Genomic DNA, 21,099 nt, shown 5'->3' on the forward strand with positions numbered 1-21,099 from the left:
ATTGGAACGCACGCAGCCAGCCCGCAGGGCCGGTGCCGGCAAGCCGGCACCGGCCTTGACTCACTTCATCGTCGCCAGGCGAACCTGCGGCGCATCGTTGGCCGCATGCGGAATGGTGACGCCCGCCTTCATCGCCCACGGGCGCACCTGGTGGTGGATGGGGATGAACAGCACCTCGTCGCGCGTGCGCTTCAGCGCTTCCTGCATCAGCGCCAGGCGCTTGGGCGCATCGGTCTCGACCTTCATCTGCTGCACCAGCGCATCCACCTTTGCGTCGCTGACGCGCGAGTAGTTGCCCTTGCCGTCGGCGCCGCTGGTCTTCGTGTGGACAATGTCCTGCAGCGTGTACTGCGCGTCGAACGTCGTCACGCCCCAGCCGTACAGGTACAGCGGCAGCTCGTAGCGCTGCAGCGCGGCGGAGTGCTGCGTCATGGGCTGCGTGGTCAGCTTGGTCTTGATGCCGATGCGGGCCCACATCGACACCACGGCCTGGCAGATCTCCTCATCGTTGACGTAGCGGTCGTTCGGACAGGCCAGTGGCGTCTCGAAGCCGTCGGCATAGCCGGCATCCAGCATCAGCTGCTTGGCACGCGCCAGGTCGGGTTTCTGCACGGCGTCCAGCTCCTGTGACCAGCCGAGGGTCACGGGCGCCACCATGACGGCCGCAGGTATCGACAGGCCGCGCATCAGGCTGCGCTTGATGGCCTCGCGGTCGATGGCCAGCGACATCGCCTCGCGCACGCGCCTGTCCTTGAACGGGTTCTTGCCCTTGATGTTGGAGCCCTTGATCTCGTTGCTGCCGAGGTCCATCGCAAAGAAGATGGTGCGGTTCTCAGGGCCGTCGATGACCTTGAGCCGCGGGTCGGCCTTCAGCTTGGCGACGTCCTGCGGCGGCAGGTCGGTCAGCAGGTCCAGCGCGCCCGACAGCAGTGCCGCCACGCGCGTCGCGTCGGACTTGATGGGCAGGTAGGTCAGCTCGGTGACGTTGCTGCGTGGCTTGTCCCACCAGTCCTTGTTGACCACCATCGTGAGCTTCTGGTCGGGTGTCCAGCTGGTCAGCTTGAACGGGCCGGTGCCCATCGCGTTGCGGGCCGCGAAGGTGTCCTCCTTGGCCTTGAAGTCCTGCGGGTTCTCGGACTTGTTCTTGACCGCCCAGGCCTTGCTGAGCACACGCACGAAAGTCAGGTTGCGCAGCAGCACCGGATTGGGCGCGTCCAGCATCAGGTCGACCGTGAAGTCGTCGACCTTGCGCACCTCCTTCACGCCGGAGCTGAAGATGACCATGTTGCTGGCCGGATGGCGGATGCGCTGGAAGCTGAACACCACGTCATCGGCGGTGAAGGGCGTGCCGTCGTGGAACTTCACGCCGCGGCGCAGCTCGAAACGTACCTGGGTCGGGCTGACGTAGGTCCACTTGGTGGCCAGCGCCGGCTCGATGTCGAACTTCTCCGTGTAGCGGGTCAGGCCCTCGTAGACATAGCCCGTCAGCGTGGTCGTCGCGGAGTGGTTCTGCGAGTGCGGGTCCAGCGTCTGGACGTCGTTCTGTGCAGCCCAGCGCAGCGTGTTGGCGTTGGCAGGGGCGTAGGCGGCGAGCGATGCGCACACCAGAAGCGCGGCGGTGGCCATGCGCAGTTTCATCGGCGGTCCTCCTGGGTTAGGAACCCGGATGATCGCCGAAACCGCCGGCTCACTTCACGGTCGTGTAGCGCGCCTCGAAATAGTCGTTGGAGCGGTGCAGCGTGGTCACGCCGGGCTTCATCGCCCAGGGCCGGATCTGGTGGTGGATGGGGATGAACAGGGACTCGTCGCGGATGCGCAGCAGCGCCTCGCGGATGAGCGCGTTGCGCTTGGGCACGTCGGGCTCGAACTTGATCTTTTGAATCAGCGCGTCCAGCGCCGCGTCGCTGATCTTGCCGAAGTTGAAGTTGCCGTCCGCCCCCTGCGTGCGCGTGTGGCCCCAGGCCTGCATGCCGTACAGCGCGTCGTAGGTTGAAACGCCCCAGCCCAGCATGAAGAACGGCGACTCGCCGCGCTGGAAGGTCTGGCTGTGGGTGGAGAAGGGCGCCGCGATCAGCCGCACCTTCACGCCGATGCGCGCCCACATGGACACCGCCGCCTGGCAGACCTGCTCGTCGTTCACGTAGCGGTTGTTGGGGCAGTGCAGCGGCAGCTCGAAGCCGTTGGGGTAGCCGGCGTCGGCCAGCAGCTTCCTGGCCTTGGCGACATCGGCTTTCAGCGGCGCGTCCAATGCGGCGTCGTAGCCGTTGACGCCCGGCGCGATCATCAGCGCCGCCGGCACCGACAGTCCGCGCATGATGCTGCGCTTGATCGCCTCGCGGTCCAGCGCGAGGTTCATGGCCTCGCGCACGCGCTTGTCCTTGAACGGGTTCCGACCCTTCACGCTCGACTCGCGCAGCTCGTCGCTGCCCTCGTCCATGACGAAGAAGATGGTGCGGATCTCGGACCCCTCCAGCAGTCGCACCTTGCCCTGCTCCTTGAGCTTGAAGAAGTCCTGCGGCGGGATGTCGGTGACGATGTCCACGTCGCCCGACAGCAACGCCGCGACGCGCGTGGGCGCGCTCTTGATCGGCAGGTAGCTCAGCTCGGTGACGTTGCTGGCGTTCCTGTCCCACCAGTCCTTGTTGGCCACCATCTTCACGGCCTGGTCGGGCTGCCAGCTCACCAGCCGGTACGGGCCGGTGCCGTTTGCATTGCGCGAAGCGAAGTTCTCTTCCTTGGCCTTGTAGTCCTGCGTGCTGGTCGTGTTGTTCTTCTCCGACCACGCCTTGCTCACTATGGGGAAGCTGATGATGTTTTGCAGCAGCATCGGCGTGGGTGCCTCCAGCACCAGGTCCACCGTGTGGTCGTCGATCTTGCTGATGGCCTTGATGCCCGACACATAGGTCTGCTTGGTGCCCTGCGGCTGCGTGATGCGGCCGAAGCTGAACACCACATCGTCCGCCGTGAACGGCGAGCCGTCATGGAACTTGACGCCGCGGCGCAGGTCGAAGCGCACCTGCGTCTGCGACACGTAGGTCCACTTCGTGGCCAGTGACGGCTCGGGCCGGTAGTCCTTGCCCAGCCGCGTGAGGCCCTCGTAGATGTGGTTGCCGATCGCGTTGGACGTGTTGTGGTCCTGCGAGTGCGGATCCAACGTCAGGATGTCGTTCTGCGCGGCCCAGCGCAGCGGCGCGGCGCCGGCCGCGCTCAGCGTCAGCGCGGCGAGCAGGGGCAGGATACGGTGCAGGGATTTCATGCGGCTTCCTCGGCGTGACAGCTGAAGCCAAAAATCCTAGCCGCGTCGGCTGCCTGTGCTGCTAGGGCTTGCCCCCGACTTCCAGCGAGCAATCGCAACCGGCTCCGGCGGCGATCCAGCGCCTGACCAGCCAGCCACGCAGCCCGCTTGGTTGCGCGGCCAGCACGCCGCACACATAGCGATCGCCCTCCCAACGCAAAGCCGCGCACGCGCCCTTGACACGTCGGCTCAGCAGCACGCCCAGCGGGCAGGGCTCGGCCAGGCAGCAGACGCCGCAGCCGTTGCAGGCGGCCCCGACGGCCGGCTTGGGCGGCGCGTCGGGGTGGATTTCGATGACCTGTCGCGTCAGGTCTTGACGCCCAGCTCGCGCAGGCGCTCGTTGAGGTAGGCGTCCGCCGTGTAGCGGTCGCTAAGCACGACGTCGTCGCGCGGATGCAGGAACAGCGGCAGCGACACGCGGCTCTTTTTCGCACCTTCGCCGGTGGGGTTGACGACGCGGTGCTGTGTCGACGGGTAGTAGCCCTCGGAAGCTTCCTGCAGCATGTCGCCGATGTTGATGGTCAGCGTACCGAAATCGCAGGGCACGTCGTGCCACTGCTGGTCCTTGCCCAGCACCTGCAGGCCCGGCTCGTTGGCGGCGGGCAGGATGGTCAGCAGGTTGATGTCGCCGTGCGCGGCGGCGCGCAGCGAGCCGGCGGGCTCCAGCCCGGTCAGCGGCGGGTAGCGCAGCACGCGCAGCAGCGTCTTGGTGCTACCGGCGATCATGTTGGACAGCGGCTCGCGGTACTTGGCCGCGATGTCTGGCGGCGTGTACTGCTCGACCCAGCCCAGCAGCTCTTCCGCCAGCGCGTTGGCCTCGCGGTAGTAGGTGAGGGCGTCTTCTTTCAGCTGCGGCGGGATGCGGCCCCAGGGGTAGATGTGGAAGTACTCCTTGATGTCCTTCTGCTGGGAGCCCTTCGCTGTTTCGGAGATCTCGGTGGAGAACCAGCCGTCCTGCGTGTCCTTGGAAAACGCGTAGGCGTCTTTGCCATCACCGTTGAAGAACGCCAGCCAGTCGGCGTAGATCTTCTCGACCAGCGCCTGGCGGATCGGGTGGTGGGTCAGCACGCCGAAGCCGGTCTCGTGCAGGGAGCGGGTGAACTTCTCGGCCGCGTCCGGCGCGCGGTAGTCGACGACTTGAACTTGCATGGGATTCCTCGTTGTCCCTGGGCGCAGCCATTCAATCGCGGGGCTGGCGCGGACGCAAGTTTACGAAGCAGTCAACTTTTATGAGGCCTGTTCGGTGAACTTTGTCGCATCCCGCGCAGCTTGTCGGGCAAACCCGGGGTGCTAGAGTTCGGGCCCTGATGGAACCCGTCTGTTACTCAGAAGGCCCGCACCGAAATGGGCAGACCTTTCGAGCAGCGGAGGGGTTTCTGGTCCTTCCCGTCCCTTTTGCTGGTGCCAATGGCAGCGGCGAAGGTGGGTCGCAATCCGCCAACCGGTCGAGCCGTGTCGCGGAAGGTTCTTCAACCAGCCAACTCCCTGGAAACCGGGGCATGAGGTGAGCGAAAGATGATGCAGCAATACAGGTCGAACTCCTACCTGTTCGGTGGCAATGCCCCGTACGTGGAGGAGATGTACGAGGCTTACCTCGACAACCCGGGCTCCGTGCCTGACAACTGGCGCGATTACTTCGACGCCCTCCAGCACGTGCCGGCCGTGGACGGCAGCGAGTCCCGCGACGTGGCTCACGCGCCGGTCGTCGAGTCCTTCGCGCAACGTGCCAAGGCCAACGCCTTCGCCAACAAGGCCTCCAGCGCCGATCTCGCCGTCGCCCGCAAGCAGGTGCATGTGCAGTCGCTGATCGCGGCCTACCGCTTCCTCGGCAACCGCTGGGCGGAGCTGGATCCCCTCAAGCGCGCCGAGCGCCCCAAGATTCCCGAACTCGACCCCGCGTTCTACGACCTGACCGAGTCCGACATGGACATCTCGTTCAGCGCCGTGAACAGCTATTTCGGCGGCGAGACGATGACGCTGCGCCAGATCGTGCAGGCGCTGCGCGAGACCTACTGCGGCAGCATCGGCTCCGAGTTCATGCACGGCTCCGACCCGGCTGAAAAGCGCTGGTGGCAGGAGCGCCTGGAGAAGTCGCGCAGCAAGCCGAACTTCAGCGCCGAGAAGAAGAAGGCCATCCTGGAGCGCCTGACGGCCGCCGAGGGCCTGGAGCGCTACCTCCACACCAAGTACGTCGGCCAGAAGCGCTTCTCGCTGGAAGGCGGTGAGAGCTTCATCGCCGCCATGGACGAGCTGATCAAGCGCGGCGGCGAGCGCGGCGTGCAGGAGATCGTCATCGGCATGGCCCACCGTGGCCGGCTGAACGTGCTGGTCAACACGCTGGGCAAGATGCCCGCGGACCTGTTCGCCGAGTTCGAACACAAGGCCGCCGAGGACCTGCCGGCCGGCGACGTGAAGTACCACCAGGGCTTCAGCTCCGACGTGTCCACCGCGGGCGGCCCGGTGCACCTGTCGCTGGCGTTCAACCCGTCGCACCTGGAGATCGTCAACCCGGTCGTCGAAGGCAGCGTGCGTGCGCGCCAGGACCGCCGCGGTGACACCGCCGGCGCGCAGGTGCTGCCGGTGCTGGTGCACGGTGATGCGGCCTTCGGTGGCCAGGGCGTCGTGCAGGAAACGCTGGCGATGGCCCAGACCCGCGGCTACCGCACGGGCGGCACCATCCACATCGTCATCAATAACCAGATCGGCTTCACCACCAGCGACCCGCGCGACCTGCGCTCGACCTGGTACTGCTCCGACGTCGTCAAGATGATCGAGGCGCCGGTGCTGCACGTGAACGGCGACGACCCGGAAGCCGTCGTCTACGCCATGCAGCTGTGCATGGACTATCGCGCCGAGTTCAAGAAGGATGTCGTCATCGACATCGTCTGTTTCCGCAAGCTGGGCCACAACGAGCAGGACACGCCGGCGCTGACCCAGCCGCTGATGTACAAGAAGATTGCGGCCCACCCGGGCACGCGCAAGGTCTACGGCGACAAGCTGGTCGCCCAGGGCGTGCTGACCGCCGAAGGCCCGGACGAGATGGTCAAGACCTACCGCGCCGCGATGGACGAAGGCCGCCATACGGTGGACCCGGTGCTGACCAACTTCAAGAGCAAGTTCGCCACCGACTGGTCGCCGTTCCTCGGCAAGAAGTGGACGGACAGCTGCGACACCGCCATCCCCGTCACGGAGTGGAAGCGCCTGGCCGAGAAGCTGACGACGCTGCCCAAGGAGTTCGCGCCGCACAACCTGGTCGCCAAGCTGTACAACGACCGCGCGGCCATGGGACGCGGCGAGACGAACGTCGACTGGGGCATGGGCGAGTCCATGGCCTTCGCGTCGCTGGTCGCGTCGGGCTACCCGGTTCGCCTGTCCGGCGAGGACAGCGGCCGTGGCACCTTCACGCACCGCCATGCCGTGCTGCATGACCAGAACCGCCAGAACTGGGATGCCGGCACGTACATCCCGCTGCAGAACGTCGCCGAAGGCCAGGCCCCGTTCACCGTCATCGACTCCATCCTGTCGGAAGAAGCGGTGCTGGGCTTCGAGTACGGCTACGCCGCTGCGGAACCCAACACGCTGACCATCTGGGAAGCGCAGTTCGGCGACTTCGTCAACGGCGCACAGGTCGTCATCGACCAGTTCATCGCCTCCGGCGAAGTGAAGTGGGGCCGCTCCAACGGCCTGACGATGATGCTGCCGCACGGCTATGAAGGCCAGGGCCCCGAGCACAGCTCGGCGCGCCTGGAGCGCTTCATGCAGCTGGCCGCGGACAACAACATGCAGATCGTGCAGCCGACCAACGCCGCGCAGATCTTCCACGTGCTGCGCCGCCAGATGCTGCGCATGTTCCGCAAGCCCTTGGTCATCATGACGCCCAAGAGCCTGCTGCGCGCCAAGGACGCCACGTCGCCGCTGACCGACTTCACCAAGGGCGAGTTCAAGACCGTCATCGGCGAGCAGAGCGCCGAGGTGGTGGCCGAGAAGGTCAAGCGCGTCATCGTCTGCTCGGGCAAGGTCTACTACGACCTCGTCAAGACGCGTGTCGAGAAGAAGCACAACGACGTCGCCATCATCCGCGTCGAGCAGCTCTACCCGTTCCCGCACAAGGCCTTCTCCAGCGAGCTTAAGAAGTACCCGAACGCCACCGACATCGTCTGGTGCCAGGACGAGCCGCAGAACCAGGGCGCCTGGTTCTTCGTGCAGCACTACGTGCACGAGAACATGCTCGAAGGCCAGAAGCTCGGCTACGCAGGCCGTGCCGCCAGCGCCAGCCCGGCCTGCGGCTACGCTCACCTGCACCAGGAGCAGCAGAAGGCGCTGCTGGATCAGGCGTTCGCCAAGCTCAAGGGCTTCATCCTGACCAAATAAGACCGCCTCGCGAAGCGTCCGCCGATGGACGCTGCGCGCGTTCGCGCCTGTACTTCACACCCAAATAAAGACACGGAGCCCACCATGGCCATCGTTGACGTCCAAGTTCCCCAGTTTTCCGAATCCGTTTCCGAAGGTACGCTGCTGACCTGGAAGAAGAAGCCCGGCGAAGCCGTCACCGTCGACGAGACGCTCGTCGAGATCGAGACCGACAAGGTCGTGCTGGAAGTGCCCGCACCCGCCTCGGGTGTGCTGACCGAGATCGGCGTTGCCGACGGCAGCACCGTCACCAGCCAGCAACTGCTGGCCAAGATCGACACTGAAGGCAAGGCCGGTGCTGCCGCTGCGGCGCCTGCTGCTGCCGCCCCGGCCGCCGCACCCGCGACCGCTGCTGCGCCTGCCGCGGCCGGCGGCAACAAGGGTGACGTGGCCATGCCCGCCGCCGCCAAGATCCTGGCCGAGAAGGGCCTGGCCGCCACCGACGTGGCCGGTTCCGGCAAGGACGGTCGCGTGACCAAGGGCGACGCCCTGGCCGCCGGCGCCAAGCCCGCCGCTGCACCGCTGGTCGTGCCCGCTGCGCCTGCTGTCGCCAAGCCGCTACCCAGCGTGGCCGCGCCCGCGTCGCAGAACCTGGGCGACCGCCCCGAGCAGCGCGTGCCCATGACCCGCCTGCGCGCCCGCATCGCCGAGCGCCTGCTGCAGTCGCAGTCCACCAACGCCATCCTGACCACCTTCAACGAGGTCAACATGGCCCCGGTGATGGAACTGCGCAAGAAGTTCCAGGACAGCTTCACCAAGGAGCACGGCACCAAGCTGGGCTTCATGAGCTTCTTCGTCAAGGCCGCGGTCCATGCGCTGAAGAAGTACCCGATCCTGAACGCGTCGGTCGATGGCAACGACATCGTCTACCACGGCTACTTCGACATCGGCATCGCCGTCGGCTCGCCGCGCGGCCTGGTCGTGCCGATTCTGCGCAATGCGGACCAGATGAGCTTCGCCGACATCGAGAAGAAGATCGCCGAGTACGGCAAGAAGGCCCAGGAAGGCAAGCTCGGCATCGACGAGATGAGCGGCGGCACCTTCTCCATCTCCAACGGCGGCACGTTCGGTTCCATGCTGTCCACGCCCATCATCAACCCGCCGCAGTCGGCCATCCTGGGCGTGCATGCCACCAAGGACCGCGCGGTGGTGGAGAACGGCCAGATCGTCATTCGCCCGATCAACTACCTGGCCATGTCGTATGACCACCGCATCATCGACGGCCGTGAAGCCGTGCTGGGCCTGGTGGCCATGAAGGACGCGCTGGAAGACCCGGCCCGCCTGCTGTTCGACATCTAAGCCAAGGACACGATCAGCATGAGCACCAAGCAATTCGACGTCGTCGTCATCGGCGGCGGCCCCGGCGGCTACATCGCGGCCATCCGCGCGGCGCAACTGGGCTTCAACGTGGCCTGCATCGACGAGTGGAAGAACGACAAGGGCGGCCCCGCCCTGGGCGGCACTTGCACCAACGTCGGCTGCATCCCGTCGAAGGCGCTGCTGCAGTCCAGCGAGCACTACGAGCAGCTGAACCACCACTTTGCCGACCACGGCATCACGGCCGACAACGTCAAGATGGACGTCGCCAAGATGCTGGCCCGCAAGGACCAGGTCGTGAAGCAGAACAACGACGGCATCGTCTACCTGTTCAAGAAGAACAAGGTCACGTTCTTCCACGGCCGTGGTTCGTTCGTTGCCGCCAAGGATGGCGGCTATGAGCTCAAGGCCGGCGAAGAGACCATCAACGCCAAGCAGGTCGTCATCGCCACCGGCTCCAACGCCCGTGCGCTGCCAGGCGTGCCGTTCGACGAAGAGCACATCCTGTCCAACGACGGCGCGCTGCGCGTCGGCGCCACGCCGAAGAAGCTGGGCCTGATCGGTGCCGGCGTCATCGGCCTGGAGATGGGTTCGGTTTGGCGTCGCCTGGGCGCCGAAGTGACCGTGCTGGAGGGCCTGCCGGCCTTCCTCGGCGCGGTGGACGAGGGCGTCGCCAAGGAGGCCGCCAAGGTCTTCAAGAAGCAGGGCCTGGATATCCAGCTCGGCGTGAAGGTCGGCGAAGTGAAGACCTCGAAGAAGGGCGTCAGCGTCGCCTACACCGATGCCAAGGGCGAGGCCAAGACGCTAGAGGTCGACAAGCTCATCGTCTCCATCGGCCGCGTGCCCAACACCATCGGCCTGGGCGCCGATGCCGTCGGCCTGAAGCTGGACGAACGCGGCGCCATCGTCGTGGACGGTGACTGCAAGACCAACCTGCCGGGCGTCTGGGCCATCGGTGACGTGGTGCGCGGCCCCATGCTGGCGCACAAGGCTGAGGAAGAGGGCGTGGCGGTGGCCGAGCGCATGGCGGGCCAGCACGGCCACGTGAACTTCAACACCATACCCTGGGTCATCTACACCTCGCCCGAGATCGCCTGGGTCGGCAAGACCGAGCAGCAGCTCAAGGCCGAAGGCGTGGCCTACAAGGCAGGTCAGTTCCCCTTCCTGGCCAACGGCCGCGCCCGCGCGCTGGGCGACACGACCGGCTTCGTCAAGTTCCTGGCCGACGCCACGACCGACGAGATCCTGGGCGTGCACATCATCGGCCCGTTCGCGTCCGAGCTGATCTCGGAAGCCGTCGTGGCGATGGAGTTCAAGGCCTCTGCCGAGGACATCGCCCGCATCTGCCACGCCCACCCGTCGCTGTCCGAAGCGACCAAGGAAGCCGCGCTGGCCGTCGACAAGCGCACGCTGAACTTCTGATCGCGCACAGCGACATCGAAAGGGGCGGCCGTTCAGTCGCCCCTTTTTTTGCCATGACCTCTCCGCATGACCTCCGTTAGCGAGCTCTACCAGCAGACCCTCACCGCACGCGGCTTCACTGCCGACGACGCGCAGCTGCGTGCCATCGCGGCGCTGCAGCGCTGCCAGGACGAATGGGCGGCCTACAAGGCCCGCCGCGGCAACGCGGTGACCAAGCTGCTGGTGCGCCCGCCCATCCCGCGCGGCGTCTACATGTACGGCGGTGTGGGGCGGGGAAAAAGCTTCCTGATGGACTGCTTCTTCCAGGCCGTGCCGCTGACGCGCAAGACGCGCCTGCACTTCCACGAGTTCATGCGCGAGGTGCACCGCGAACTGCAGGAACTCAAGGGCATCGCCGATCCGCTGGACGAACTGGGCAAGCGCATCGCGCGCCGCTTCCGGCTGATCTGCTTCGACGAATTCCACGTCGCCGACGTGACCGACGCGATGATCCTGCACCGCCTGCTGGACGCGCTGTTCCGCAACCGCGTCTCCATCGTCACCACGTCCAACTTCCACCCCGACGAGCTGTATCCCAACGGTCTGCACCGTGACCGCATCCTGCCCGCCATCGAGCTGCTGAAGGCCCAGCTGGAGGTCATCAACGTGGACGCGGGTACCGACTACCGGCGCCGCACGCTGGAGGACATGAACCTCTACCTGACGCCGCTGAACGACGCCAACGAGGCGACGCTGACGCAGGCCTTCGAGTCGCTGGCCGAGGCGCAGGACGAGGACCGCAAGCTGATGATCGAGCACCGCGCGATCTACGCCCGGCGCCGCGCCGGCGGTGTCGTCTGGTTTGACTTCCAGACCCTGTGCGGCGGCCCGCGCTCGCAGAACGATTACCTGGAGCTGGCCAGCCAGTTCCACACCGTCATCCTGTCCGACGTGCCCGAGATGCCCGTTCGGCTGGCCAGCGAGGCGCGCCGCTTCACCTGGTTGGTGGACGTGCTGTACGACCGCCGCGTCAAGCTCATCATCTCGGCGGCCGTACCGGCGCAAGAGCTCTACACCGAAGGCCCGCTGGCCCACGAGTTCCCGCGCACGGTGTCTCGCTTGCAGGAAATGCGTTCCGCGGAGTACCTTGCGCTCGCCCGCCGCGAGGTGGATACGTCGCTGACCTGATGACCATGCTGTCCCTGATCCTGCTGGCGGCCGCCGCTTCGGCGCCCCTGACACCGGCCACGCGGGCCGAAGTGGCGACCCAGCGCGCCGCCATCGAGCAGCGCTTCGAGCGCGAGATGCGAGCCTGCCAGGATCGCTTCGCCGTCACGCCCTGTATGGACGAACTGCGGCGCGAGCGTCAGCAGGCCCTGGCGCCGCTGGTGAGGCGGGATCATGAACTGAACGCCGAGGAGCGCCGCGAGCGTGCTGCCGCCCAGACCAAGCGTGTGAGGGAACGTGAACTCGCAGCCGCCCAGGGCGAGGGTGAGCGACGAGAACGGCTGGTCGCCGCACCGGCGCCGCAGCCAGCGGCGCTGCCCGCCTCGCACGCCGCGCGGGCGCGCAATCCGGCTGCTGTCGCTCGCGAGCAGCGTCAGGCGCAGGAAGGTGCGCAGGCCGCGGCGGCCGAACGTCGCGAGCGTGCGCAGCAGCGCCAGGAGCGCATGCGCGAGCGCCTCGCCGAACGTCAGGCGCGCGAGAAGTCACGCACGAAGGCGCCCGCCGCGCCACTGCCGCTGCCCGGGGCTTCGGCCGCATCGGCCGCGCGATAGCCCCGGCGCCGAGGCGTCAGGCCTTGCCCTGGTTGGCCACTGCCGCTGCCGCCTTGGCGGCCGCTTCGGCGTCGCCGAGGTAGTAGCTCTTGATGGGCTTGAGGTTCTCGTCCAGTTCGTAGACCAGCGGGATGCCGTTGGGGATGTTGACGCCCACGATGGCGTCGTCGGCGATGTTGTCCAGGTACTTCACCAGCGCGCGGATGCTGTTGCCGTGCGCGGCGATCAGCACGCGCTCGCCGCCCTTGATGGCCGGCGCCACGGTGTCGTTCCAGAACGGCAGCACGCGGGCGACGGTGTCCTTCAGGCACTCCGTCAGCGGAATGTCTTCGGCGTCGAGGCCGCGGTAGCGGCGGTCGCCGCGCTCGCTGCGCGCGTCTGTCGCTTCCAGCGCGGGCGGGGGCGTGTCGTAGCTGCGGCGCCAGACCAGCACCTGCTCGTCGCCGTATTGCTTGGCCGTCTCGGCCTTGTTCAGGCCCTGCAGCGCGCCGTAGTGGCGCTCATTCAGGCGCCAGGCGTGGCGCACCGGCAGCCAGGTGCGGTCCATTTGGTCCAGGCAGTGCCACAACGTCCACACGGCGCGCTTGAGCACCGACGTGTAGGCGATGTCGAAGTCATAGCCCGCTTCCTTCAGCAGGCGGCCGGCCGTCTTGGCCTGCTCCACGCCGGTGGGCGTCAGGTCCACATCGGTCCAGCCGGTGAAGCGGTTTTCCAGATTCCAGGTCGATTCGCCGTGGCGGATGAGGACGAGCTTGTACATGGGCCTTCAGAGGAGGTTGCGCGAAGACTCGAAATTGTAGAGAGGCCGCCACACGGGCCCGCCAAGCTGGGTTCGAACGTGAATGAGTACGCGTTCGCTCTAAGTGGTAACCCGCATTTCACGGCGCAAAAAATCTAAGATTTGCGTAGTCACTGCGGCAAAGCAGTCAGTTCTGATCATCAACGGAGACTTCTCATGATCTTGTCCCCCCGCCAGCGCCTGTTGCCCGCGCTGATCGCCAGCCTGCTGATTGCCGGCGCCGCCCAGGCCGCCGACGAAGCCAGCAGTTTCACGGTCTCGGGTTTCGCCACGCTGGGGCTGGTCAAGACCAACACTGACCTGGCGCAGTACGCCATCACGGGTCAGGTTCGCGGGGCGGACAAGGACGGCTCGGTCGAGGTCGACAGCAAGCTGGGCGTGCAGTTCGGCGCCAAGTTCAACTCGATGTTCTCCGGCACGGTGCAACTGCTGAGCAAGAGCAACGGTGAAGGCAACTTCAAGCCGGGCTTCGAATGGGCCTTCGTGAAGGCGCAGCTGGCGCCGTCGCTGTCCGTGCGCCTGGGCCGCATGGGCGCGCCGTTCTTCGCGATCTCCGATTTCCGCGCGGTGGGCTTTGCCAACACCACGCTGCGTCCGGCGCCGGATGTCTACGGCCAGGTGCCAGTCAGCCACTTCGACGGCGCCGACGTCAGCTACCAGGGCAACGTGGGCCTGGGCACGCTGACCGTGCAGGGCTTCGGCGGCAAGTCCGGCGACACCGTCGAGCGCACGGACCTGGACTTGAAGAAGCTGTATGGCGTCAACGCCACCTTGGAGACCGACGCCGGCCTGACGCTGCGCTTCGGCCACGCCAGCGGTAAGCTGACGGTCAAGTCGGCTTCGCTTGCCACGCTGGCCGCCACGCTGCGTGCGACGCCGTTCGCCAGCGTCGGCAACGAACTGGACCCCGTCGAGAGGAAGGCCAGCTTCACGGGCGTGGGCCTGACCTGGGACGAGGGCCAGTGGCTGATCAACGCCGAGTACACGCAGCGCCGCACGGACACCTATGTACCTGACACGAACGGCTGGTACCTGACGGCGGGTCACCGTTTCGGCAACTGGACGCCTTACGCCACCGTGTCGCAGGTCAAGACGGTCAGCAGCAACGTCAACAACACGGTCCCGACCGCCACGCCGCAGCTGGCGCAGCTGAAGGCCATCGTGGACGGCGTGGTGGCCGGCCAGCATCTTGAGCAGAAGTCGGTCGCCGTCGGCACGCGCTGGGACTTTGCGCGCAACTTCGCGCTGAAGGCCCAGGTGGAGCGTCTGCGCCCCACGGGTGACGCCTACTTCGTGCAGGTCCAGCCGGGCTTCGCGGGCCGCTCCGTCAACGTCTTCAGCATCGCTGTCGACACGGTGTTCTGAGGCAAGGACAACAACATGAAGAACCTCCGCAACATCACTCTCGCCGCCGGCCTGCTGGCTGCCGGCTTTACCGCCCAGGCCCAGGTCGTGGTCGTCGTGAACCCCAAGAGCGCGCTGGCCAGCATGACGGCCGACCAGGTCTCGGCCATCTTCCTGGGCAAGACCACCACGCTGCCCAGCGGTGCCACCGCAGCGCCGGTGGACCAGGCCGAATCCGCAGCCGTCCGCGATCAGTTCTACAGCAAGGTCACCGGCAAGCAGTCGGCGCAGGTGAAGGCCGCGTGGTCGCGCCTGGTGTTCTCCGGCAAGGGCACGCCGCCCAAGGAACTCGGCAGTTCGGCCGACGTGAAGAAGTTCGTCGCCGCCCATGCGGACGCGATCGGCTACATCGAGAAATCGTCCCTCGATGGCAGCGTCAAGGCCGTCCTGACCGTCGACTGAAACACCACGCCACCTGATGATGGGCGCGTCGCATGGGCGGCGCGCCCGTTCTTTTGAGAGCACCGAGGAGAACAGAACATGAATGTGAAGACCCGGATCTGGCTGCTGCCCGCCCTGGCCGCTGGCATCTTTGCCCTCGGCATCGTCGTGGTGCTGGCGTTTTCCTCGCGGACGTCCCAGGCGATCAACGCGGTCGGCAAGGTCGACTTTCCGTTCCTGGACGCGACCACGCAGTTCGCGGCCCAGCTGGAGGCGCTGGGCGCAACCATCCAGAGCGCCGTCGCCGAAGGTGAGAAGAAGCGTCTGGACGAGGCCCGCGAGCGCGCCGGCAACATGCGCAAGCTCATCGCCACCATCCAGAAGATCGAAGGCAAGGCGGAGGTCGGCTCGCAGCTCGGCAAGAGCTTCGAGACCTACCTGGCCGCGTCTGTCGAGACGGCCGAGCTCTTCCTTGGCATCAAGCAGGGCGACCAGGCAGGTGCCATTCCCAAGATGCAGTCGTCCTTGAAGACGCTGGAGACCGACCTCGCCAGCGCACGCGCGCAGGCCAGCCAGGGCTTCGATGCCGGGCTGGAGAAGGCCCACCACGGCGTGTCGTCCAGCCTGTGGGCCATCGTCATCAGCGGCCTGGTGGTCGTCGGCGTGCTGGGCGCCGCGTCCTTCCTGGTCATCGGCGGCGTGTGGCGCCAACTGGGCGGCGAGCCCGAGTACGCCCGCGACGTGATGCGCCACATGGCCGACGGCGACCTGTCGCAGGACATCCGCGTGGCGCCTGGGGCCGAGCAGAGCCTGCTGGCCGCCGTGCGCGACATGTCGCGCGGCCTGTCCGCCATCGTCGCCAACGTGCGTCAGGGCACTGATTCCATGACCGTCGCCTCGCGCGAGATCGCGGCCGGCAACCAGGACCTGTCCGAACGCACCGAGCGCCAGGCCGGTTCGCTGGAGCAGACCTCCGGCAGCATGCACGTCCTGACCGAGACCGTGCGCCAGAGCGCCGATGCCGCCGCCCAGGCCAACCAGCTGGCCAGTTCGGCCGCGGCGGTGGCCCAGCGGGGCGGCGAGGTAGTCGGCCAGGTCGTTTCCACGATGGACGAGATCAACACCAGCTCCAAGAAGATCAGCGACATCATCGGCGTCATCGATGGCATCGCGTTCCAGACCAACATCCTGGCGCTGAATGCGGCCGTGGAGGCCGCGCGGGCCGGCGAACAGGGCCGCGGCTTCGCGGTGGTGGCGGGCGAGGTGCGCAGCCTCGCGCAGCGCAGCGCCGAAGCCGCACGCGAGATCAAGGCGCTGATCGGCGCCAGCGTCGACAAGGTCGAGTCGGGCGCGCGCCTGGTGCAGGCGGCCGGCTCCACCATGGAGGAAATCGTCTCCAGCGTGCAGCGCGTCTCTGACATCATTGGCGAGATCACCACCGCTGCCAGCGAGCAAAGCCAGGGCATCGGCCAGGTCAACGCGTCCGTGGTGCAGCTCGATCAGATGACCCAGCAGAACGCCGCCCTCGTCGAAGAGGCCGCCGCCGCCGCCAGCAGCCTGGAACAACAGGCCGTCACGCTGCAGCAAGCCGTTGCGACGTTCAAGCTGTCCTGACCGGCGCGAAGACGCGGAGGGCGGGGAGGGTGGGCGCTCGCGGATAATGCTGGGCTGTCTCCTCAGTCCACCGACGGTGTCCGCTTGAACTTCCTGATCGAAAACTGGTTTCTGATCCTCGCTGCCCTCGCCTCCGGCGGCATGCTGCTGTGGCCCATGCTGACCGCCAGCTCGCAGGGCTCTGCCGTCAGCCCGGCCGAGGCCGTGCAGCTCGTCAACCGCGAGAAGGGCATCCTCATCGATGTCAGCGAGCCCGAGGAGTTCGCCAAGGGCCGCGCGGTCGGTTCTCGCAATGTGCCGCTGGGCCAGATCGAAGGCCACAAGCAACTGCCGAGCAACAAGGCCCTGCCGCTGGTGGTGGTGTGCCCGACCGGCGCACGCGCCGGCCGTGCTGCTGGCATTCTTCGCAAGGCGGGCTATGAGAAGGCTCGCGTGATGGCAGGCGGCCTCAAGGCCTGGCGTGAAGCCAACCTGCCGGTCGAGAAGACCGCCTGAGCGGTCTGTTGCACCCCTGACTGCGCAAGGAGTTCCGGCCATGGCGCCCGTGAAGATGTACACCACCCTGGTCTGCCCGTTCTGCGTGCGGGCCAAGATGCTGCTGAAGCAGCGCGGCGTCGAGCAGATCGACGAAATCCGCGTGGACCTGGACCCGGTCGCGCGCCAGGCCATGATGGAGCAGACCGGCCGCCGCACGGTGCCGCAGATCTTTGTCGGTGACACCCACGTCGGCGGCTGCGACGACCTGATCGCGCTGGACCAGCGCGGCGGGCTGATGCCCCTGCTCCAGGCGCCCTGATTTCAAGACCGGGCAAGCCCCATCGGCCCGTCTCGGGCCTGCGCTGATAATCCGGTCCGCCGCCCGCAGCAAGCCGCTCGCGGGCTTTTCTTTGAAAGACCCGTTTCCATGGCCGACGAGATCCAAGCTGCCGCCGAAGGCACTCCCGTGTTCCAGATCCAGCGCATGTACCTGAAGGACTTGTCGCTGGAGCAGCCCAATGCGCCGCACATCCTGCTGGAACAGCAGCAGCCCCAGGTCGACATCAACCTGACCCTGTCTGCCGAGAGCGTGACCGACGGCATCTTCGAAGTCTGCGTGACAGCCACCGTCAACACCAAGGTCGGCGACAAGACGCTGTTCCTGGTCGAGGCCAAGCAGGCCGGCATCTTCGAGATCCGCAACGTGCCCGAAGAGCAGCTCGACGGCATCCTGGGCATCGTCTGCCCGCAGATGGTCTACCCCTACCTGCGCGCCATCGTGTCCGACGTCTGCACCCGCGCCGGCTTCCCGCCCGTGCTGCTGACCGAAGTGAACTTCCAGGCCATGTTCGAGGCCCAGCAGGCCCAGCGTCTGTCCCAGACCAGCCAGACCGTGAACTGAAGCTTCGCGCCTCCGCGACAACGCCCCGCCCTCAGCGGGGCGTTTTACCTGGTGGACACTCCTGCGCATGACGACGATGAAGATCAGCGTGCTGGGTGCCGGTGCCTGGGGCACGGCGCTGGCGATCCAGGCTGCACAAGCCGGCCATGACGTGAGCCTGTGGGCGCGTGACGCCGCAGCGCTCGCGCAGATGCAGACCGGCCGCCGCAACGCGGCCTACCTGCCCGACAGCGAGCTGCCTGCCGCGCTGGGCCTGACGGCCGATCGCGCCGCCGCCATCGCGCACGCCGCCAAGGGCCTGACCATCGTCGCGACGCCCATGGCCGGACTGCGCGAGACGCTGGCGGCGCTGCCGGCCGCCCAGCGCGTGCTGTGGCTGTGCAAGGGCTTCGAGGCCAGCACCGGCCGGCTGGGCCACGAGATTGCACGCGAGCTCCAGCCTGCGATGCGCGTGGGCGTGCTGTCGGGGCCCAGCTTTGCCCAGGAGGTGGCTGCCGGCCGGCCCACAGCGCTGGTTGCGGCCAGCGAAGACGCCGCGCTGGCGCAGGCGGCTGTGGACGCCTTTCACGGTGAGCGCCTGCGTGTCTACACGTCGGTCGATCCGGTGGGCGTAGAGGTCGGCGGCGCAGTTAAGAACGTCTTAGCCATCGCGGTGGGCGTCTGCGACGGCCTATCTCACGCGGCGCCCGACGCGCCGGGTCTGAACGCGCGCGCCGCGCTGATCACGCGTGGGCTGGCCGAGATGATGCGGCTGGGCCTGGCGCTGGGGGCGCGGCCGGAGACATTCATGGGGCTGTCCGGCCTGGGCGACTTGGTGCTGACCGCGACTGGCGACCTGTCACGCAACCGCCGCGTGGGCCTGATGCTGGCCGAAGGCCTGCGGCTACCGGACATCCTGGCGCGGCTGGGCCATGTGGCCGAAGGCGTCTACAGCGCCCCCACGGTGCTGGCACGGGCCAGCCAACTGGGCGTGGACATGCCCATCACCGAAGCCATGGTGGCGCTGCTGGAAGGCCGGTTGGCCGTGGGCGAGGCGATCGAGCGGCTGATGAGCCGTGGTGCGCGCGCGGAGTAGTCGGGCGCCTTCAGGCATGCGGCGGGGTGTCAGGCGCCGCCCTGATAACCGTTCTGTCGCCAGGCCTCGAACACGGACACGGCGACGCTGTTGCTGAGGTTGAGGCTGCGCTGGCCTTCTCGCATCGGCAGGCGCACGCGCTGCTCTGGCGCAAAGCCGTCGCGCAGCGCAGGCGGCAGGCCCGCTGTCTCGCTGCCGAACACCAGCCAGTCGCCCGGCTGCCAGGCGACCTCGCCGAACGGGCGGCTGCCGCGCGTCGTGAAGGCGAACATGCGGGCGGGGGCGGGCATCTGTGTGGCCAGGAAGGTCGACCAGTCGGCGTGTCGCTGCACACGGGCGTACTCGTGATAGTCCAGCCCGGCGCGTTGCAGCAGGCGGTCTTCCATCGAAAAGCCCAGGGGCTCGATCAGGTGCAGGCTGCAACCCGTGTTGGCGGCCAGGCGGATGACGTTGCCGGTGTTCGGCGGGATTTCGGGGTGGACGAGGACGATGTGGAACATGGCGACGGCAGTATCCGCCGCCGTCACTCGTCGCCAGGTTCCGGGGTGCGCGCGATGACCCAGGCCTGCACGCTCATGACGCCGGCCTGCAGCAGCACGCGGGCCAGCTCGAATAGCGTGGCGCCGCTGGTCATCACGTCGTCCAGCAGCGCAACGGTGGTGCCGCGCAGCCCGGCGGCGCGCAAGGGCTCCACGGCGAACACGCCGCACACGTTGGCCGCGCGCGCCTCTAGCTTCAGTGCGGCCTGCCGCTCGTTGTGGCGCACGCGCAGCAGCAGCTCGGGCTCACAGCGCAGGGCGCGGCGGCGGGCGAGCGCCCGGGCCAGCTCGTGCGCCTGGTTGTAGCCGCGCTCGCGCAGGCGCACCGGCGACGGCGGCACCGGCAGCAGCCAGTCTGGCGCGTCGACCTCGGCGGCGGTCAGTGCGCAGTTCAAGCGTTCCAGCAGGCTCTCGCGCAGGTCCAGCGCCTGGTGGTACTTGAAATGCTGCAGCAGGCCGTCCCACGGAAAACGGTAGTCCACCGCGGCGATGGCGCGGTCCAGCGGTGGCGGCTCCACCAGGCACCGTCCGCATTGCGGCCGGGGCCTGCCGGTCAGTTCGAGAGGGAGCCGTGCTGCGCAGGTCCAGCAGCGCGGCTGGGGGCGGGCGTACAGGCTCAGGCAGCCACCGCAGACCGTCTCGTGGCTCCAGGACCGGCACACCGCGCACTGGCCGGCGCAGCGCATCAGCACCTTCTCGACGAGCGGGGGCTTGGGGGCGGCGAGGCGTTGCCCGGGCATCGCCTCAATATACTGACCGGCCCATGAGCGAGACGGCACCGGCCCCCACTTCAAACAAGGGGCCGCGGCCTCAGGACATTGATGACGCCGCGCGGCGCCACCAGGTCCGCCGGCTGGCCCGTGCCGGGCTGCCACCCTGGCTGCATGTCGAGGTCGCTCGTCGCATGGCGGAGCGGCTGTCTTTCATCAAGCTGCAGCCGGCGCACGTGCTGGATGCCGCGCCGGCGCTCGGCGCCAGCGCCGAATTGCTGCGGCAGGCCTACCCCAAGGCCGAGATGCTGTGGCACGAGGCTGATGCCGCACTGGCGGCGCGTGCGGCGGCGGCGCGTGCCCCAGGCTGGTGGCAGAAGCTGCGAGGAGCGGGAGGCCGCCGGGTCGATGCGCTGCCCGCCCGGCCCGAGGTGGAGTTGCTGTGGTCCAACATGGACTTGCACGCCAGTGCCGACCTGCCCGACGTGCTGGCCCGGTGGCAGGACAGCCTGGCGGTGGGCGGCTTCATCATGTTCTCCTGCCTCGGGCCGGACAGCTTCGTCGAGTTGCGCCCGCTCTATGCGCGTGCCGGCTGGGGCCGGCCGGCGCCGGATTGGTGGGACATGCACGATGTGGGTGACTTGGTGCTGCGCGCCGGATTCACCGACCCGGTGATGGATCAGGAGCGCGTGCGACTGACCTGGCGTGACGCGGAAAGCCTGTTGGCTGACCTGCGTGCGCTGGGCGGCAACCTCGCGCCGACGCGGTTCGCCGGGCTTCGCGGCCGCGCCTGGCGTGCCGCGCTGGTGCGGGAATTGGAGTCGCTGCGCGGCACGGATGGCCGGCTGGCATTGACGCTGGAGCTGGTTTTCGGCCATGCCGTGAAGTCCGCGCCGCGGCTGTCGGTGGCGGCGGAAACCCATGTGTCGCTGGACGCAATGCGGCAAACCCTGCGCAAACCACGGTCAACCGGGTGAAAGCGCGGGCTTTCGCTGGGG

General features: G+C 67.4%; 19 protein-coding genes. 13 read left to right on the forward strand and 6 right to left on the reverse strand.

Features of this window, described 5'->3' with window-relative positions:
* Positions 1-60: 60 nt before the first annotated feature.
* The 3 genes from ACG02S_RS13095 to ACG02S_RS13105 all read right to left on the reverse strand — a co-directional run bounded on the left by ACG02S_RS13095 (position 61) and on the right by ACG02S_RS13105 (position 4,444).
* Positions 61-1,638 (reverse strand): ABC transporter substrate-binding protein, encoded by a 1,578-nt coding sequence (locus ACG02S_RS13095; protein WP_394470899.1) that lies wholly within the window; start codon positions 1,636-1,638, stop codon positions 61-63.
* A 49-nt stretch (positions 1,639-1,687) separates the two neighbouring features.
* Positions 1,688-3,256, reverse strand: coding sequence for an ABC transporter substrate-binding protein (locus ACG02S_RS13100; RefSeq protein WP_394470900.1), 1,569 nt, complete (start codon positions 3,254-3,256; stop codon positions 1,688-1,690).
* 345 nt (positions 3,257-3,601) lie between these two features.
* Positions 3,602-4,444: an isopenicillin N synthase family dioxygenase gene (locus tag ACG02S_RS13105; RefSeq protein ID WP_394470901.1), complete on the reverse strand. Its 843-nt coding sequence runs from the start codon at positions 4,442-4,444 to the stop codon at positions 3,602-3,604.
* Between the two features lie 366 nt (positions 4,445-4,810).
* Here ACG02S_RS13105 and ACG02S_RS13110 point away from each other — a divergent pair, with 366 nt between their 5' ends.
* The 5 genes from ACG02S_RS13110 to ACG02S_RS13130 all read left to right on the forward strand — a co-directional run bounded on the left by ACG02S_RS13110 (position 4,811) and on the right by ACG02S_RS13130 (position 12,201).
* The gene (locus ACG02S_RS13110; protein WP_394470902.1) at positions 4,811-7,666 is read left to right on the forward strand and encodes a 2-oxoglutarate dehydrogenase E1 component; all 2,856 of its coding nucleotides are present in this window, start codon (positions 4,811-4,813) and stop codon (positions 7,664-7,666) included.
* Between the two features lie 84 nt (positions 7,667-7,750).
* Positions 7,751-9,004 carry a 2-oxoglutarate dehydrogenase complex dihydrolipoyllysine-residue succinyltransferase gene (gene odhB / locus ACG02S_RS13115; protein WP_394470903.1) on the forward strand — a complete coding sequence of 418 codons (1,254 nt, stop codon included), beginning with the start codon at positions 7,751-7,753 and terminating at the stop codon, positions 9,002-9,004.
* Positions 9,005-9,022: 18 nt separating this feature from the next.
* Positions 9,023-10,444 carry a dihydrolipoyl dehydrogenase gene (gene lpdA, locus ACG02S_RS13120; protein ID WP_394470904.1) on the forward strand — a complete coding sequence of 474 codons (1,422 nt, stop codon included), beginning with the start codon at positions 9,023-9,025 and terminating at the stop codon, positions 10,442-10,444.
* 66 nt (positions 10,445-10,510) lie between these two features.
* Entirely contained in the window at positions 10,511-11,611 is a 1,101-nt protein-coding gene (gene zapE, locus ACG02S_RS13125) for a cell division protein ZapE (protein WP_394470905.1), read from the forward strand.
* 5 nt (positions 11,612-11,616) lie between these two features.
* A complete protein-coding gene (locus ACG02S_RS13130; protein ID WP_394470906.1) occupies positions 11,617-12,201 on the forward strand; it encodes a hypothetical protein in 585 nt (194 codons plus the stop codon).
* Positions 12,202-12,217: 16 nt separating this feature from the next.
* On the opposite strand, the gene gpmA is transcribed toward ACG02S_RS13130, so the two are convergent.
* On the reverse strand, positions 12,218-12,961 hold the full coding sequence (gpmA, locus tag ACG02S_RS13135) for a 2,3-diphosphoglycerate-dependent phosphoglycerate mutase (protein WP_394470907.1): 744 nt from the start codon (positions 12,959-12,961) through the stop codon (positions 12,218-12,220).
* 195 nt (positions 12,962-13,156) lie between these two features.
* Between gpmA and ACG02S_RS13140 the strand changes: the two genes are divergently transcribed.
* The 7 genes from ACG02S_RS13140 (at position 13,157) to ACG02S_RS13170 (ending at position 18,852) form a co-directional block, all read left to right on the forward strand.
* Positions 13,157-14,365, forward strand: a complete 1,209-nt coding sequence (locus ACG02S_RS13140; protein WP_394470908.1) for a porin — start codon at positions 13,157-13,159, stop codon at positions 14,363-14,365.
* Between the two features lie 15 nt (positions 14,366-14,380).
* Positions 14,381-14,806 (forward strand): type 2 periplasmic-binding domain-containing protein, encoded by a 426-nt coding sequence (locus ACG02S_RS13145; RefSeq protein WP_394470909.1) that lies wholly within the window; start codon positions 14,381-14,383, stop codon positions 14,804-14,806.
* 78 nt (positions 14,807-14,884) lie between these two features.
* The gene (locus tag ACG02S_RS13150) at positions 14,885-16,399 is read left to right on the forward strand and encodes a methyl-accepting chemotaxis protein (protein ID WP_394470910.1); all 1,515 of its coding nucleotides are present in this window, start codon (positions 14,885-14,887) and stop codon (positions 16,397-16,399) included.
* A gap of 84 nt (positions 16,400-16,483) precedes the next feature.
* A complete protein-coding gene (locus ACG02S_RS13155) occupies positions 16,484-16,894 on the forward strand; it encodes a rhodanese-like domain-containing protein (protein WP_394470911.1) in 411 nt (136 codons plus the stop codon).
* Positions 16,895-16,934: 40 nt separating this feature from the next.
* Positions 16,935-17,195: a glutaredoxin 3 gene (grxC, locus tag ACG02S_RS13160; protein WP_394470912.1), complete on the forward strand. Its 261-nt coding sequence runs from the start codon at positions 16,935-16,937 to the stop codon at positions 17,193-17,195.
* Positions 17,196-17,303: 108 nt separating this feature from the next.
* Positions 17,304-17,777, forward strand: coding sequence for a protein-export chaperone SecB (gene secB, locus ACG02S_RS13165; RefSeq protein WP_394470913.1), 474 nt, complete (start codon positions 17,304-17,306; stop codon positions 17,775-17,777).
* Positions 17,778-17,853: 76 nt separating this feature from the next.
* A complete protein-coding gene (locus ACG02S_RS13170; RefSeq protein ID WP_394471148.1) occupies positions 17,854-18,852 on the forward strand; it encodes an NAD(P)H-dependent glycerol-3-phosphate dehydrogenase in 999 nt (332 codons plus the stop codon).
* Between the two features lie 29 nt (positions 18,853-18,881).
* On the opposite strand, the gene trmL is transcribed toward ACG02S_RS13170, so the two are convergent.
* Together trmL and ACG02S_RS13180 are read right to left on the reverse strand one after the other, a co-directional pair.
* Positions 18,882-19,352, reverse strand: a complete 471-nt coding sequence (trmL, locus tag ACG02S_RS13175; RefSeq protein WP_394470914.1) for a tRNA (uridine(34)/cytosine(34)/5-carboxymethylaminomethyluridine(34)-2'-O)-methyltransferase TrmL — start codon at positions 19,350-19,352, stop codon at positions 18,882-18,884.
* A gap of 23 nt (positions 19,353-19,375) precedes the next feature.
* Complete coding sequence (locus ACG02S_RS13180; protein WP_394470915.1) at positions 19,376-20,131, reverse strand: ComF family protein; 756 nt, start codon at positions 20,129-20,131, stop codon at positions 19,376-19,378.
* 23 nt (positions 20,132-20,154) lie between these two features.
* Between ACG02S_RS13180 and ACG02S_RS13185 the strand changes: the two genes are divergently transcribed.
* On the forward strand, positions 20,155-21,078 hold the full coding sequence (locus tag ACG02S_RS13185; protein ID WP_394470916.1) for a class I SAM-dependent methyltransferase: 924 nt from the start codon (positions 20,155-20,157) through the stop codon (positions 21,076-21,078).
* Positions 21,079-21,099 lie beyond the last annotated feature (21 nt).

Origin of the sequence: Pelomonas dachongensis (genome assembly GCF_043555865.1) — a bacterium.
Classification (GTDB): Bacteria; Pseudomonadota; Gammaproteobacteria; order Burkholderiales; family Burkholderiaceae_C; genus Pelomonas; species Pelomonas dachongensis.

Coding starts and splice junctions, on each gene's coding strand:
- zapE (WP_394470905.1), top strand. CDS start 10,511: ATGACCTCCGTTAGCGAGCTCTACCAGCAGACCCTCACCGCACGCGGC.
- gpmA (WP_394470907.1), bottom strand. CDS start 12,961: ATGTACAAGCTCGTCCTCATCCGCCACGGCGAATCGACCTGGAATCTG.
- grxC (WP_394470912.1), top strand. CDS start 16,935: ATGGCGCCCGTGAAGATGTACACCACCCTGGTCTGCCCGTTCTGCGTG.
- ACG02S_RS13130 (WP_394470906.1), top strand. CDS start 11,617: ATGCTGTCCCTGATCCTGCTGGCGGCCGCCGCTTCGGCGCCCCTGACA.
- ACG02S_RS13170 (WP_394471148.1), top strand. CDS start 17,854: ATGAAGATCAGCGTGCTGGGTGCCGGTGCCTGGGGCACGGCGCTGGCG.
- ACG02S_RS13185 (WP_394470916.1), top strand. CDS start 20,155: ATGAGCGAGACGGCACCGGCCCCCACTTCAAACAAGGGGCCGCGGCCT.
- ACG02S_RS13140 (WP_394470908.1), top strand. CDS start 13,157: ATGATCTTGTCCCCCCGCCAGCGCCTGTTGCCCGCGCTGATCGCCAGC.
- ACG02S_RS13150 (WP_394470910.1), top strand. CDS start 14,885: ATGAATGTGAAGACCCGGATCTGGCTGCTGCCCGCCCTGGCCGCTGGC.
- ACG02S_RS13110 (WP_394470902.1), top strand. CDS start 4,811: ATGATGCAGCAATACAGGTCGAACTCCTACCTGTTCGGTGGCAATGCC.
- ACG02S_RS13180 (WP_394470915.1), bottom strand. CDS start 20,131: ATGCCCGGGCAACGCCTCGCCGCCCCCAAGCCCCCGCTCGTCGAGAAG.
- trmL (WP_394470914.1), bottom strand. CDS start 19,352: ATGTTCCACATCGTCCTCGTCCACCCCGAAATCCCGCCGAACACCGGC.
- secB (WP_394470913.1), top strand. CDS start 17,304: ATGGCCGACGAGATCCAAGCTGCCGCCGAAGGCACTCCCGTGTTCCAG.
- lpdA (WP_394470904.1), top strand. CDS start 9,023: ATGAGCACCAAGCAATTCGACGTCGTCGTCATCGGCGGCGGCCCCGGC.
- ACG02S_RS13145 (WP_394470909.1), top strand. CDS start 14,381: ATGAAGAACCTCCGCAACATCACTCTCGCCGCCGGCCTGCTGGCTGCC.
- ACG02S_RS13100 (WP_394470900.1), bottom strand. CDS start 3,256: ATGAAATCCCTGCACCGTATCCTGCCCCTGCTCGCCGCGCTGACGCTG.
- ACG02S_RS13095 (WP_394470899.1), bottom strand. CDS start 1,638: ATGAAACTGCGCATGGCCACCGCCGCGCTTCTGGTGTGCGCATCGCTC.
- odhB (WP_394470903.1), top strand. CDS start 7,751: ATGGCCATCGTTGACGTCCAAGTTCCCCAGTTTTCCGAATCCGTTTCC.
- ACG02S_RS13105 (WP_394470901.1), bottom strand. CDS start 4,444: ATGCAAGTTCAAGTCGTCGACTACCGCGCGCCGGACGCGGCCGAGAAG.